This is a genomic window from Desulfobacter sp. (assembly GCA_028768545.1).
GTDB lineage: Bacteria > Desulfobacterota > Desulfobacteria > Desulfobacterales > Desulfobacteraceae > Desulfobacter.
Genome location: CP054838.1, coordinates 4,192,358 through 4,206,088 on the forward strand (window position 1 = coordinate 4,192,358; position 13,731 = coordinate 4,206,088).

11 protein-coding genes, 6 tRNA genes and 1 pseudogene are annotated in these 13,731 nt (G+C 46.4%); 2 read left to right on the plus strand and 16 right to left on the minus strand.

What is annotated here, in order from left to right:
• Positions 1-4: 4 nt before the first annotated feature.
• From rpoB to HUN05_20425, 14 genes and pseudogenes are all read right to left on the minus strand, one after another.
• The gene (rpoB, locus tag HUN05_20360) at positions 5-4,132 is read right to left on the minus strand and encodes a DNA-directed RNA polymerase subunit beta (GenBank protein ID WDP87193.1); all 4,128 of its coding nucleotides are present in this window, start codon (positions 4,130-4,132) and stop codon (positions 5-7) included.
• A 112-nt stretch (positions 4,133-4,244) separates the two neighbouring features.
• On the minus strand, positions 4,245-4,625 hold the full coding sequence (gene rplL, locus HUN05_20365) for a 50S ribosomal protein L7/L12 (GenBank protein ID WDP88164.1): 381 nt from the start codon (positions 4,623-4,625) through the stop codon (positions 4,245-4,247).
• A gap of 71 nt (positions 4,626-4,696) precedes the next feature.
• Complete coding sequence (gene rplJ, locus HUN05_20370; protein WDP87194.1) at positions 4,697-5,221, minus strand: 50S ribosomal protein L10; 525 nt, start codon at positions 5,219-5,221, stop codon at positions 4,697-4,699.
• Positions 5,222-5,374: 153 nt separating this feature from the next.
• On the minus strand, positions 5,375-6,067 hold the full coding sequence (locus tag HUN05_20375) for a 50S ribosomal protein L1 (protein WDP87195.1): 693 nt from the start codon (positions 6,065-6,067) through the stop codon (positions 5,375-5,377).
• A gap of 24 nt (positions 6,068-6,091) precedes the next feature.
• Positions 6,092-6,514: a 50S ribosomal protein L11 gene (gene rplK, locus HUN05_20380; protein ID WDP87196.1), complete on the minus strand. Its 423-nt coding sequence runs from the start codon at positions 6,512-6,514 to the stop codon at positions 6,092-6,094.
• Between the two features lie 35 nt (positions 6,515-6,549).
• Positions 6,550-7,080: a transcription termination/antitermination protein NusG gene (gene nusG, locus HUN05_20385; GenBank protein ID WDP87197.1), complete on the minus strand. Its 531-nt coding sequence runs from the start codon at positions 7,078-7,080 to the stop codon at positions 6,550-6,552.
• Positions 7,081-7,095: 15 nt separating this feature from the next.
• Positions 7,096-7,446, minus strand: a complete 351-nt coding sequence (gene secE / locus HUN05_20390; GenBank protein WDP87198.1) for a preprotein translocase subunit SecE — start codon at positions 7,444-7,446, stop codon at positions 7,096-7,098.
• 59 nt (positions 7,447-7,505) lie between these two features.
• Positions 7,506-7,582, minus strand: a tRNA-Trp gene (locus HUN05_20395).
• A gap of 10 nt (positions 7,583-7,592) precedes the next feature.
• Complete coding sequence (rpmG, locus tag HUN05_20400) at positions 7,593-7,751, minus strand: 50S ribosomal protein L33 (protein WDP87199.1); 159 nt, start codon at positions 7,749-7,751, stop codon at positions 7,593-7,595.
• 17 nt (positions 7,752-7,768) lie between these two features.
• A pseudogene (locus tag HUN05_20405) lies at positions 7,769-8,992 on the minus strand (elongation factor Tu).
• A gap of 25 nt (positions 8,993-9,017) precedes the next feature.
• Positions 9,018-9,094, minus strand: a tRNA-Thr gene (locus HUN05_20410).
• A 49-nt stretch (positions 9,095-9,143) separates the two neighbouring features.
• A tRNA-Gly gene (locus tag HUN05_20415) sits at positions 9,144-9,219 on the minus strand.
• A gap of 85 nt (positions 9,220-9,304) precedes the next feature.
• Positions 9,305-9,389 (minus strand) — tRNA-Tyr (locus HUN05_20420).
• Between the two features lie 13 nt (positions 9,390-9,402).
• A tRNA-Thr gene (locus HUN05_20425) sits at positions 9,403-9,478 on the minus strand.
• Between the two features lie 450 nt (positions 9,479-9,928).
• Here HUN05_20425 and HUN05_20430 point away from each other — a divergent pair.
• Both HUN05_20430 and HUN05_20435 read left to right on the plus strand, forming a co-directional pair.
• Entirely contained in the window at positions 9,929-11,734 is a 1,806-nt protein-coding gene (locus tag HUN05_20430; protein ID WDP87200.1) for a LysM peptidoglycan-binding domain-containing protein, read from the plus strand.
• A gap of 136 nt (positions 11,735-11,870) precedes the next feature.
• Positions 11,871-11,945 (plus strand) — tRNA-Arg (locus tag HUN05_20435).
• A gap of 111 nt (positions 11,946-12,056) precedes the next feature.
• On the opposite strand, the gene HUN05_20440 is transcribed toward HUN05_20435, so the two are convergent.
• Positions 12,057-13,067, minus strand: coding sequence for an IS3 family transposase (locus tag HUN05_20440; protein WDP88165.1), 1,011 nt, complete (start codon positions 13,065-13,067; stop codon positions 12,057-12,059).
• On the minus strand, positions 13,064-13,573 hold the full coding sequence (locus tag HUN05_20445; protein WDP87201.1) for a hypothetical protein: 510 nt from the start codon (positions 13,571-13,573) through the stop codon (positions 13,064-13,066). The genes HUN05_20440 and HUN05_20445 overlap by 4 nt, the downstream gene beginning before the upstream one ends.
• Between the last annotated feature and the right edge of the window lie 158 nt (positions 13,574-13,731).

Genomic DNA, 13,731 nt, shown 5'->3' on the forward strand with positions numbered 1-13,731 from the left:
CTCCTTATTTGCTTCCTTCTATAAGATTCATATCCAAACCCAATGCATTCAGCTCTTTTGTCAGAACCCTGAAGGATTCCGGCATGCCGGGTTCGAGAACGTTCTGGCCTTTTACAATTTTTTCATACATCCGGGTACGCCCTGTCATATCATCGGATTTTACCGTGAGAAACTCCTGTAGGGCATGGGCGGCCCCATAGGCTTCCATGGCCCAGACCTCCATCTCCCCGAGCCGCTGACCCCCAAACTGGGCCTTGCCGCCAAGGGGCTGCTGGGTCACCAGAGAATAGGGTCCAATGGACCGGGCATGAAGTTTATCGTCAACCAGATGATGAAGTTTAAGCATATACATGGTTCCCACGGTAACAGCCTTGTCAAACCGTTCTCCGGTACGCCCGTCATAAAGTACGGACTGACCCGAAGGATCTGATCCAGACATCTGGATCAGATCCTTGATCTCTTCTTCCGTGGCCCCGTCAAACACAGGTGTGGCCGTATGAACACCTCGCCGGTATAAAGATGCGAATTTCACCAACTTCTCATCGGACATCTGATCGATATCCTGGGTGATCACATCTTCAGCCTCACCATCTTTCTGCTTCTGGGTCAGGGCAAAAATAGTTTTCACCTTTTCCCGAAGCTGTTCAAGTTTCTTTTCTTCAAGCAGTTCGTCAATCTGCTGGCCCAAAGAAAATGCCGCATGACCCAGATGAATTTCAAGGATCTGACCGACATTCATACGGGATGGAACCCCCAGGGGATTCAGCACCATGTCCACAGGACGGCCATCTGCAAAATAGGGCAGATCTTCGACCCTTAAAATTCTTGAAACAACACCTTTATTTCCATGGCGGCCTGCCATTTTATCCCCCACAGACAACACCCGCTCCATGGCCACTGAAATTTTAATCAGCTTGAGGACGCCGGGAGGCAGATCATCCCCTTTTTCAAACCGTGAAACCTGGCGGTTGAAATGCTCCCTTGCCTTCTTGATCTGGTTTTGGGCCAGTTCAAGAACCATCTGGGCCCGTTCGGTAAGAACGGCATCTTCAACTGCCACGTTGACCAGGACAGAGACGGGAACTTTCTCAAAAAGGCCCTGTTCGACCACTTCCCCCGATTTGACCAGGACTTTACCGTTCCGTTCAAGATCGGTCAAAAGAGTTGCACCGCTGAGAAGGGCTTCAATTTTTTCCCGGCCCACCAGGGTAATGATCTTTATCTCGTCATCCCTGTCTTTTTCCAGGCGCTCGATTTCTTCATCTTCTATAAGTCTTGTCCTGTCATCCTTGGACAAGCCCCGCCTTGAAAACACCTTGGCATCAATGACCTTGCCTTTAACACCCGGGGGGACGCAAAGGGAGGTATCTTTAACATCGCCTGCTTTTTCACCAAATATGGCCCTGAGCAGTTTTTCTTCAGGAGAAAGCTGGGTTTCACCCTTGGGTGTAATCTTACCCACAAGAATATCTCCGGACTGAACTTCTGCGCCCAAACGGATAATCCCGCTTTCATCCAAATTCTTCAAGGCTTCTTCACCCACATTGGGAATATCCCGGGTGATCTCTTCCTTGCCAAGTTTGGTATCCCTGGCCAGAACTTCAAATTCCTCCACATGGACAGAGGTGTAGACCCCGTCTTTTACCAGGCGCTCGCTGACCAGGATGGAATCCTCATAGTTGTACCCGTCCCAGGGCATGAACGCCACGGTAACATTTTTACCCAAGGCAAGCTCGCCAAGTTCAGTGGAGGGACCGTCGGCAATAACCTGACCTTTTTTGACAGATTCACCCCGTTCAACAATAGGCCTGTGATTAAAGCAGGTATTTTGATTGGAGCGAACAAATTTTGTGCAGCTATAAATGGATACGGCCTTTTCAAAACTGCCGCCTTCAGGATCTTCATTTTTAACCACAATACGTTTGGAATCCACATCCACAACCACGCCGTCGCATTCGGCAACAATGGTAACCCCGGAATCCCTGGCAACAACAGGCTCCATACCCGTTCCCACAAGCGGGGCTTCACTCTGGATCAAAGGCACGGCCTGACGCTGCATGTTGGATCCCATCAGCGCCCTGTTGGCATCATCGTTTTCAAGAAAGGGAATCAAAGATGCAGATACGGATACCAGCTGATTGGGTGAGACATCCATGAATTTGACATCCTTGGGAGAGACCATCTCAAACTCGCCTTCAACCCGTGCAGAAACCGTGGGATTGATATAATTCCCCTCTGCGTCCAAGGGCGCACTTGCCTGGGCAATGGGATGCTCCTTTTCTTCAAAGGCGCTCAAGTGTTTGATTTCCTTGCTGGCATTCCCATCTTCAACCAGACGGAAAGGCGTCTCAATAAACCCGAAATCGTTGACCCGGGCATAGGTGCACAGGGAAACGATCAGCCCAATGTTGGGACCTTCAGGGGTTTCAATGGGACAAATTCGCCCATAATGGGAGGGATGGACATCGCGAACCTCAAAACCGGCTCTTTCACGGGTAAGACCCCCTGGGCCCAATGCGGACAGCCGCCGTTTATGAGTGGTTTCCGACAGCGGGTTGGTCTGGTCCATGAACTGTGACAGCTGAGAGGTACCAAAAAATTCTCTGACCACAGCAGATACCGGTTTCGGATTGATAAGATCGTGGGGCATCATGGCATCCACTTCCTGCATACTCATCTTTTCCTTGATGGCCCGTTCCATCCGGACCAGGCCGATACGGTAATGGTTTTCCAACAGCTCGCCAACGGCACGGACACGCCTGTTGCCAAGATGGTCAATATCATCCACCTGACCCTGGGTGTCTTTGAGTTCAATCAGAGTAGAGGTCGTGAGCAGCACATCTTCTTTTCTCAGGGTTTTTACGTCAATTTTGGTATTCACCCCAAGCCTGTGATTCATCTTGAGACGGCCGACCTTGGACAGGTCGTAATATGCCTGACGGAAAAAAAGATGGTCAATAAAATCCTGGGCTACCTCGATGGTGGCGGGATTTCCGGGACGAAGCCGCCTGTAAATATCCATCAAGGCCTCTTCCTTGGTTTCAATCTTGTCGGAAACCAGGGTTTTGCGCATGGAGTCAGAGCTTCTGGCTTCCACATAAAGAATGTAAAATTCGTCAAGCCCGACCTCTTCAAGCCGTTCAAATGTCTCTTCGGTGATGATTTCCCCTGCCTTGAAAACAAATTCAGCACCGTCCTTGTCATAATGATTCCTGGCAAAGGCCTTGTCTAAAATATCTTCATCGGAAACAGGAATAAAATCAAGGGATTCATCTTTGAGCTGCTTGAGAGCTCTTTTGGTAAAAATCCGACCCGCCTTGACAACCACCTCACCGCTCTTGGGAGATTTGATATCAAAGCTGGCCCGTTGCCGGACCAGATTCTCAGGAATGAATTCCTTGAAAAAAGACCCGTTTTTACGGACAAGTTTTTCCTTGGTATAAAAGAAATCTAAGATATCTTCACTGGTATAACCAAAGGATTTGAAAAGAATTGACACTGGAAATTTTCGACGTCTGTCAATACGGATATTTACAATGTCCTTGGCATCGATTTCCATATCGATCCAGGATCCCCGGACCGGAATAATCCTGGCATTGTAAATAATCTTACCTGTGGAATAATTTTTGCCCTTATCATGGTCAAAAAAGACACCGGAGGACCTGTGAAGCTGGCTGACGACAGCACGTTCCGTCCCGTTGATGATAAAGGTTCCCCTGGGGGTCATCAAAGGGATGGTACCAAAATAAATTTCTTGTTCCTTGATGTCCCGGATGGTGGACAGGCCTGTTTCCTTATCATGGTCATAGACAACAAGTCTGACCCGGATATTAACAGGGATGTCGTAGGTCATCCCGCGACTGATACACTCTTTCATCGAGTGTTTGGTTTCCCCAAAGGAATAAGAGACATATTCCAAAGAAGAAGTATCGGTGAAATCCTTGATCGGAAACACCGATTTAAACACAGAATGGAGTCCCTTTTCCTCTCTATCTTGGGGAGGAATGTCTCTTTGGAGGAAACTCTCAAAAGAATTGCGCTGCATCCCGATAAGATCCGGGATGTCTATAATTTTTCTTTTACTACCAAACTCTTTTCTAATACGCTTATTCGTCAAAAGACTTCCGGTCATGATATCTCCCAGTGTGAGTTTTTCCAACCGTAAAAGCGGAGACAAGGCACTATTGCCTCGTCCCCGCGTATAGTTTATGCACAAAAGTTTTGTGCTTATCAGCTATGCTAAACTATTTTACAGATACTTGAGCGCCTGCACCCTCAAGCTGTTCTTTAACTTTCTCAGCTTCGTCTTTAGCAATTCCTTCTTTCACTGCTTTGGGCGCTTCTTCAACCAAGGCTTTGGCTTCTTTCAGGCCCAGGCCTGTAATTGCCCTGACTTCTTTAATAACATTGATCTTTTTGTCACCAATGGTTTCAAGGATAACGTCAAACTCGGTCTGCTCTTCAGCAGCAGCGCCTGCATCACCGCCTGCAGGCATTGCGCCGCCCATCATGGCAACGGGAGCTGCAGCGGAAACGCCAAATTTATCTTCAAGTTCTTTAACCAGTTCTGAAAGCTCCAGAACACTCATGCTAGCAATGAATTCAATAACATCATCTTTTGTGATATCAGCCATTTTAATCTCCTAAATCGACACGATAAATATCGTAATTTAAATTTTTTGTTTGGTTTTGTTTCTTAAGCTGCGTCTTTTTGGTCTTTGACCGCATTAAGCACATTGACAAAAGCCCTGGGAACACCTGAAAGCACGTTGACCAAATTCGTTGGAACGGCGTTGAGAGTGTATACCAGTTGGGCAAGCAAGTCTTCTTTTGACGGCATCTTTGCAAGCTGCTTGATCTCTTCTTCATTCAGCAGTTTTCCGGCAAGTGCTGCGCCTTTGATCTCAAGTTTACCATTGTCTTTTGCAAACTCTACAAGAATTTTTGCAGGGGCTACAGGATCGTCCTGGGAAATGATAATCGCATTAGGACCCGTATACAGATCGGTGAGCACTTCAGAGTCAGTCCCCTTTGAGGCCAGCCTCATGAGCGTGTTCTTTACAACCTCCATCTGAACGCCTGCGTCCCTGAGCTTGGCGCGAAGTTCGGTAACCTGCAATACAGTCAATCCTTTATAATCGACCAATACAGTGATCTCCGCAGTTCCAAGCTGTTTTACAAGTCTTTCGACCAGCTCTTTTTTCTGGGATATGTTCAGCAATTTACTTACACCTCCTTCCATAAAATATTAACGTCGAAGGTGCCAACGAAACCAAAACAAAAATTTTTTAAGTCTTCTGTCTCGGCAGGCCGGCAATTCCGATTATGCATGAAATCATGCACCTACTGTCTGTGACAGGTTTGGTTGGTACTATTATTTGATCAACAGAGGATCGACCTTGATTCCGGGACCCATTGTTGAAGAAACACAAATAGTTCTCAGGTACGTGCCTTTGCTTGATGCCGGCTTAAGGGCCAAAATTTTATCAAAAAAAGCTGTGATGTTTTCAAGGAGCTTTTCCGGACCAAAGGAAATTTTTCCAATGGGCACATGGACTATGCCTGCTTTTTCAACCCTGAAATCAATCTTACCGGCTTTGAGTTCATTGATGGCTTTGTCAAGCTCAAAGGTAACGGTACCGGTCTTGGCATTGGGCATCAGACCTCTGGGACCTAAAACCCTGCCCAGCTTTCCGACGGTCCCCATCATATCAGGGGTGGCCACGGCTTTGTCAAAACCAAACCAGCCTTCTTTAATCTTTTCAACAATCTCATCGGTTGCAATAAAATCAGCACCTGCATCAAGGGCTTCCTGTTCTTTTTCACCCTTGGCAAATACGAGAACCTTAACCTCTTTACCCAATCCATTTGGAAGCACAACAGTCCCTCGGACCATCTGATCTGCATGCCGCGGGTCAACACCCAGTCTAACCGCCACATCAACCGTTTCATCAAATTTGACATAGCTGGAAGATACGGCAAGTTCCAAGGCATCTTTTGGACCATACTGAAGTGTATTGTCGACCTTTTTCAGTGCTTCGATATGTTTTTTACTCCGCTTAGGCATTTTTCATCACTCTTATACTTAAAGTTAAACTACTTCTATCCCCATACTTCTAGCTGTGCCTTCGATGATCTTTACGGCGGCGTCAATATTTGAGGCATTCAAATCTTCTTTTTTGGTTTCCGCGATGGCCACAACCTGATCACGGGTCACCTTTCCCACTTTATCCCTGTTGGGTTCACCAGACCCTTTGGCAAGCTTTGCCGCAGCCAGCAAGAGCCTGGATGCGGGAGGTGTTTTTGTAATAAAGCTAAAGGACCGGTCCTGATACACGGTGATGACAACGGGAATAATAGATCCGGCATCATTGGCGGTCTTGGCATTAAAAGCCTTGCAAAAATCCATAATATTAACGCCGTGCTGGCCCAGTGCAGGGCCAATGGGAGGAGATGGATTTGCCTTTCCCGCTTCAACCTGAAGCTTTATTTGTGTCATTACTTTTTTTGCCATTTTAACACTCCTGAAACTCGCTATTCATAACCAAATTAAATTTTGGTTACCTGTATAAAATTTAACTCAACCGGGGTCGCTCGCCCAAATATACTGACCAGCACTTTTACCTTTTCCTTATCCGGAGAAACCTCTTCAATGGTTCCGTTAAAATTGGAAAAAGGACCGTCAATTACCCGGACATCGTCTCCAGGCTCAAAAAAGTATTTAGGCTGAGGTTTATCCTTGCCCTGTTCCATCTTATCAATGATACTCTGGGCCTCTTTATCCGTAATCGGGGCGGGTTTATTCTTGCCCCCCAGAAAACCGGTGACCTTTGCCGTGGAACTGACAATATGCCATGTCTCGTTATCAAGATACATGCGCACAAGGATATAACCCGGATAAAACTTTCTGGATGATTCCTTTTTCTTTCCCCCGACCAACTCAACAACATTCTCTGTGGGGATCAGGATATCACCAAATTTTTCCGGATGCTTAGATCCCTGGATCTTTTCCTCCAGAGCGGTTTTCACCTTTTGCTCGTGGCCTGAGTACACATGAACGACGTACCATTTTAGAGACATACTATTTCCCTTAATCTATGTAAGGACAACCTGAACAAGCCTTGAAAGACTGAAATCGAACAGTCCTAAAAAGGCAGCAACAACAAATACAAAGAGGATAACCACAATGGTTGTCCCGGTGGTTTGTTTGCGCGTCGGCCAGGTTACTTTTTCCAGCTCAATTTTTACTTCTCGAACAAACGCGGCAGCCCGGGTAAATATATTATCACTAACCGGTTCCGCACCTGCTTTTTCTACTTTAGACCTCGGTGCTACCTTTGGAGCTGCCTGCTTTGCAGTTGAAACTGCATTCGGCGCCCCATCTTCGGGCCCAACCTTTCTCTTCTTCTTTTCACTCAAAGGTTTTTTCTTTTGTATTTTTGACATATTCCACCCGATTAGGAAGCCTTCAACTTTATTTTAAAAAAAATCAAGGCCTTAAAAAATGGCAGGTCAGGAGGGAGTCGAACCCCCAACCCCCAGATTTGGAGTCTGGTGCTCTACCAATTAGAGCTACTGACCTGCATGGTAAACTATTTTATTTTAGTCTCTTTATGAACAAGATGCTGATTACAGAATTTGCAGTATTTCTTAAACTCTATTTTGTCCGGAGTTTTCCGCTTATTCTTGGTCGTTGTATAATTTCTTCTCTTGCAGCCTGTGCAGGCCAGAGCAATAAGTACTCTATCCACTATAAACCCCTTGACATTTATTCTATAATTTCGCCGACAACACCGGCACCAACAGTACGCCCACCCTCACGGATAGCAAACCTAAGTTCTTTTTCCATTGCAATGGGAGAAATCAACTCAACATTAATGGTTGCATTATCACCCGGCATGATCATCTCAACACCGGCGTCCAAACTCAACACACCTGTCACATCTGTAGTACGGAAAAAGAACTGAGGCCGATACCCACTAAAAAACGAAGCATGGCGCCCGCCCTCTTCTTTACTCAACGCATACATCTCAGCTTTAAACCTTGAATGGGGCGTAATCGACCCGGGCTTGGCAACCACCTGCCCGCGTTCAACCTGATCACGTTTGGCCCCCCTGAGAAGCAGCCCTACATTATCTCCGGCCTGACCTTCACCCAGCAACTTCCGAAACATTTCCACGCCAGTGCAAACCGTTTTTGCAGTCTCTCGAATCCCTACAAGCTCAACTTCATCACTGGTCCGGACAATGCCCCGCTCTATCCTGCCCGTAACAACCGTACCACGACCGGAAATACTGAACACATCCTCAATGGGCATCAGAAAAGGTTTATCCGTATCCCGCTCAGGTTCAGGCACGTAAGAATCAAGGGTTTCCAAAAGTTCAAAAATCGGCTTGGCCGCATCCGACTCAAGATCATCGGTTTCAAGCGCCTTTAAAGCAGACCCTCTTATAATCGGTGTCTCGTCACCCGGGAACTCATAGGCATCCAACAACTCCTGAAGCTCCATCTCGACCAGCTCGATCAACTCTTCATCATCAACCATATCACATTTATTCTTCATCATCAACCATATCACATTTATTCAGAAACACCACAATCTTAGACACACCAACCTGACGAGCAAGAAGAATATGCTCCCGGGTCTGGGGCATGGGGGCCGTCATCTGCACTAACCACCAGAACAGCTCCATCCATCTGGGCCGCACCCGTTATCATATTCTCAATGTAGTCAGCATGCCCAGGACAGTCCACATGGGCATAATGACGATTATCGGTTTCATATTCAACATGGGCAGTGGCAATGGTGATACCGCGCTCGCGTTCTTCAGGCGCTTTATCAATCTCATCAAAGGGGAACAAACTCGGCATCACCTTTTAACCCGGCAAGCTTTGTAATCGCTGCCGTAAGCGTCGTTTTGCCATGATCAATATGACCAATTGTCCCGATGTTTACATGGGGCTTTGTCCGCTCGAATTTTTCCTTAGCCATTTTAATTCCTCCTGCCGTTGAAATATGGAGCCCATGACCAGAATCGAACTGGTGAACCCCTTCCTTACCAAGGAAGCGCTCTACCGGCTGAGCTACATGGGCCTACATGGCAATTCAAATTAAACTCTTCTACCTAAGGACATCTGGCGTGTGGAGCGGGAGACGAGGCTCGAACTCGCGACATTCAGCTTGGAAGGCTGAAGCTCTACCAACTGAGCTACTCCCGCTTATGATGAAACTAAATATAGTCAATCAACCAAACCGACTATGTAGTAACGATCACACTAAAACAGATCTCCTACACAATACTTTTGGTGGTGGGGGGAGGATTTGAACCTCCGAAGGCTGAGCCGTCAGATTTACAGTCTGATCCCTTTGACCACTCGGGAACCCCACCTAAGCATTTCTTCTGGAGCCGATACCCCGAATCGAACGGAGGACATTCTCATTACAAGTGAGATGCTCTACCAACTGAGCTATATCGGCCCATCCTGACACAGCACTTTTGCTGCGTCAAAAAGACCGAGAGATAATATCAGAGGCTTTTTAGTTTATCAACCACATTCTGCAGTCAATAAACGCAAGCTCAGCAAAACAGGGGCTTTCTCACTATCAAAAAATCTATTTTGCTTTGATATACTCATTTTTAAACCTTTTTAATCGATTTTTGATCCAAACGGTAAAATCCGTCCAATTCCCGGGGAGTCTTTGCACTCTACAACCTATTGTAACTATATCACTTCTTGATAAAATACAAGTTAAATTCATTTTCTTCTTTTTTTTAACACAGCTCTTTTGTTATGGGACTGGCAACGGGCCTTGATATTGCCTTAACCCCTCAAAAAACAATGGTTTCACGTGTTTTTCATTGACATTTTATTAATTTTCGAATATCTAATGCCAAAATGCAAACATAGCGTCCCCTTAAGGAGGAGAATGAAAATCAGCAGATTGGGCACACTCGTCTTCGTCATCCTGTTCACCACCGGTTGTCAGCAAACGCAAATGTCAGCCAGCAAACCCCTAACGGACAATTCAGCGCCCGCACTCTCCCATCAACTTAAAACGGCACAACCCAAAACAGATCTTGCCGGAATAGAGGCAGGGAACCAGAATTCAGCAAATCAAACAGCCCCTGCCTGCGAAACAGGCAATAATGATGTCGATACCCCGGCCAAAGATACAAAACAAAAACGGATTGACCAAGCCCTTGAGCTTTGCAATATGGCCCAGAATTACTGGGAGGAAGGCAACCTTGAAGAAGCCCTTTCCAGCCTGGACTCCGCTTATTTTTTGATCCTGGAAATCGACCACCATGCCCTGCCGGAACTCAGCCAGCAAAAAGAAGACATCCGCTACCTGATATCCAAACGAATCCTGGAAATTTACGCCTCCCGCCAGATTGTTGTCACCGGTCGGCATGAAGCCATTCCCGTGACCATGAATCGTCATGTACAAAACGAAATCAAACGCCTCACAGGTCCGGAACGCAAATTTTTAATCCAGTCCCTGGAGCGCTCTTCACTTTACAGGCCCTATATTGTTCAGGAACTCAAAAAGGCAGGCCTTCCCGAAGAAATTTCCTGGCTTCCCCTTATTGAAAGCGGATTTAAAATCAGGGCGCTTTCTTCGGCGCGTGCCCTTGGGCTTTGGCAGTTCATCCCCTCAACCGGCCATAAGTTCGGTCTGAGCCGAAACTATTATATAGATGAACGCATGGATCCTGAAAAAGCCACCCAGGCCGCCATTGCCTACTTAAAAGAGCTGCACAATCTCTTTGGAGACTGGACCACAGCCCTGGCTGCATACAATTGCGGAGAATTCCGTGTCCTGAAAACCATCCGCCGCCAAAAAATAAATTATCTGGACAACTTTTGGGACCTTTACCAGAGCCTGCCCAGAGAGACCGCCAAGTACGTGCCAAGATTCCTTGCCACGGTCCACATTGTAAACAACCTGGAAAAGTATAATATCACCATAAAATCTCCCCAGGTCCCAATTGCTTATAAAAAATTTGATATCAAAAAGCAGGTCCGGCTCAAAGACATTGCCAAAGAAATCCATGTGAGCACCAAGCAGCTTGTTGCCCTCAACCCGGAACTGAGACATGCGCTTCTGCCACCTGAAACCTATTCCATTAAAATCCCGGCGGAACAGGCAGATCTGTTTCTGGCACGGCTGGATAAAATCAAAACCACCTATACCCCTCCGCCCATGTATGTTTACCACAGGGTCAGACGGGGCGATACCCTTTCCGGTATAGCCAAAAAATACAGAACCTCTGTAAAAACCATTTCAAGATGCAACAAGATCTATAAAAACCACCGCATCATTGCCGGCAAGGTATTGAAAATACCGACCCGGAACTACCCCGGGGGCAGTTATTCTGCGGCCAGCTCATCCAAGACCCGTATTCCTGCGGGCCAATCTGTAAAATATAAGGTGAGACGGGGGGACAACCTGTGGCTCATTGCCAAAAAGTTTTCAACCACAACCAAACAGATCATGGTGCAAAACCAGCTGTCAGGCACCACCCTTCATATTGGCCAGACCTTGACCATCTCTTCGGGGAAGGCCAAAATAAATTCCGGCAAAGGCGCTGGAACCTATCGGGTTAAATCAGGAGACAGTCCCTTTCTCATTGCAAAAAAGCACAAGATGACATTGAACAGACTCCTGGCCTTAAACCATCTGAACAAGAGAAGCAAAATTTACCCAGGACAAAAGCTCATTGTTGAATAGTGACAGGATCAGGTCTTGTTTGAAACCAGGCGTTTTTGACTTGCCTTATCAGACCCGGTCGTGTATAAAACATGGTCGTATTTGCTAAACCACAGTTAACAACTGCCTTGGTTCATGCAAATACCGACCCGGTTTCGCCCCCGTAGCTCAGTGGATAGAGCATTGGATTCCTAATCCATGTGCGCAAGTTCGATTCTTGCCGGGGGTACCATCTCAAAATCCTTATTCAAGGCATTCTTCAGCGTTTATTCTTGGTCACAGCAAGTCTCTCAAAACGATCATCGGAATGTGTCAATGACAATGAGACACTTTATGCCTAAAATTAGGCTCCAATCTTATCCTTCTCTTCCTGTTCCGGTTTGTTGATCCAGGCTGCTTCTGGTAAAGCTGGTGGCCGAGGGATTTTCCCCTTAAAGCGTATTGGGTTTTTAATAAACGCCTCTTTCAAAGTTCTACAGCAAGACCCATAAATCTCTTTAGCAATGCCATAATGAAACTGTTCCGGGGTTACCAGGCCAATACCAGAATGGTAATACTCTTTATTGTAGTATCCAAAGAAATCCTGGCAGAAGGCTCTTGTATCCTCGATCGAACCAAAATGATTTGGAAATTTTGGACAATATTTCAATGTTTTAAACTGAGCTTCAGAGTAAGGATTATCATTGCTGACGTGCGGTCTGCTGTGGGTTTTGGTTACCCCTAAATCGACAAGAAGTTGGGCAACCCCTTTGGATTTCATACTGGCTCCCCGATCTGCATGAAGTCCAAGCTGACCGGGTAATATATTTTGGTTTTCACAGGACTTCTCAATAAGCCTTTTGGCCAATGCTGTTTGTTCCCTATGGGCGACCATCCAGCCGACAACATACCTGCTGACAATATCCATGATTACATACAGATAGAAATAAGTCCATTTTGTGACACTTTTCAACTTGGTAATATCCCAGGACCAGACCTGATTCGGTCCGGTTGCCAGCAATTCAGGTTTTTTATATTTCGGGCGATTTACCTGCCGTCTTCGTTCCGGCACAGAACCATGTTCTTTGTGAAGAAGCCGATACATCGTTCTGATGGAGCAATAGTATTTTCCTTTATCAAGAAGAGAGGCATAAACCTGGTATGGGGCCTGGTCTCGATACGTGTCCGAGTGAAGAATATCCAAAACCGTTTGTTGTTCATCAGGATTCAAAGAAAGAGGAGAGCTGCCCCGCTTTGATTTCACCTGTTTTTTCGGAGAATAAAACCTATAAAAAGATGAGCGAGGGACACCGAAAGCCTCACATGAAGGCTTTTTCCCAAGATCGTGACTTAACGTTAGGGCGGCATTCATCAGTCGTCTCCTTTAAGGTCGTCCAGATTTTGTTGGATTCCCAGGATCTGAGAAATTTTTTTTTGGGCTTCAATGATGAGTTCCGCCTGTTTTAACTTATGCTCTAATTTAGATTTTTCTTTTTGAAGTCTGGCGACCTCTGTTGCCAATGGGTTCTTCTCTTTGGATTTCCTCCCTCGCTTTCGAGGTGCCATGGCGTTGAGAAGTCCTTTATTCCGGGCTTTGCGCCAATCGGCTAAATTTGAAGAATAGAGGCCCTCTCTTCGAAGTATCCTACCTATTCCTCCGGATTCATTGCAGTTTTCAACCTCTTGGAGAATACGCAGTTTATAAGAAGCAGTGAAATTACGCCGGGGCTTTTTCTCAGGAACTTCAGGATCAGGGATTGAATCCTGTCCCCCCAAGGAGGCACCAATTCCAGTCGCCCTATGGGCTCCTTCCATTGGTGCCTCCTTGGGGGCTGCCTGTTTTTCGGACTCTGGTAGTGGGTTCATTTTTATCGGTTTCATATAAGTATTGCCTTACCCGCCCTACACTAATTTATCAAGGGGTAAGTGTCTCACTTATATTGTCACAGAGGGATTTTGGGGGTATTCCCTGGCCTGATGTGACACTTTTGTGACACCAGGTGACACCATTTACAGGGTGTTATAGCTCAAATACCATA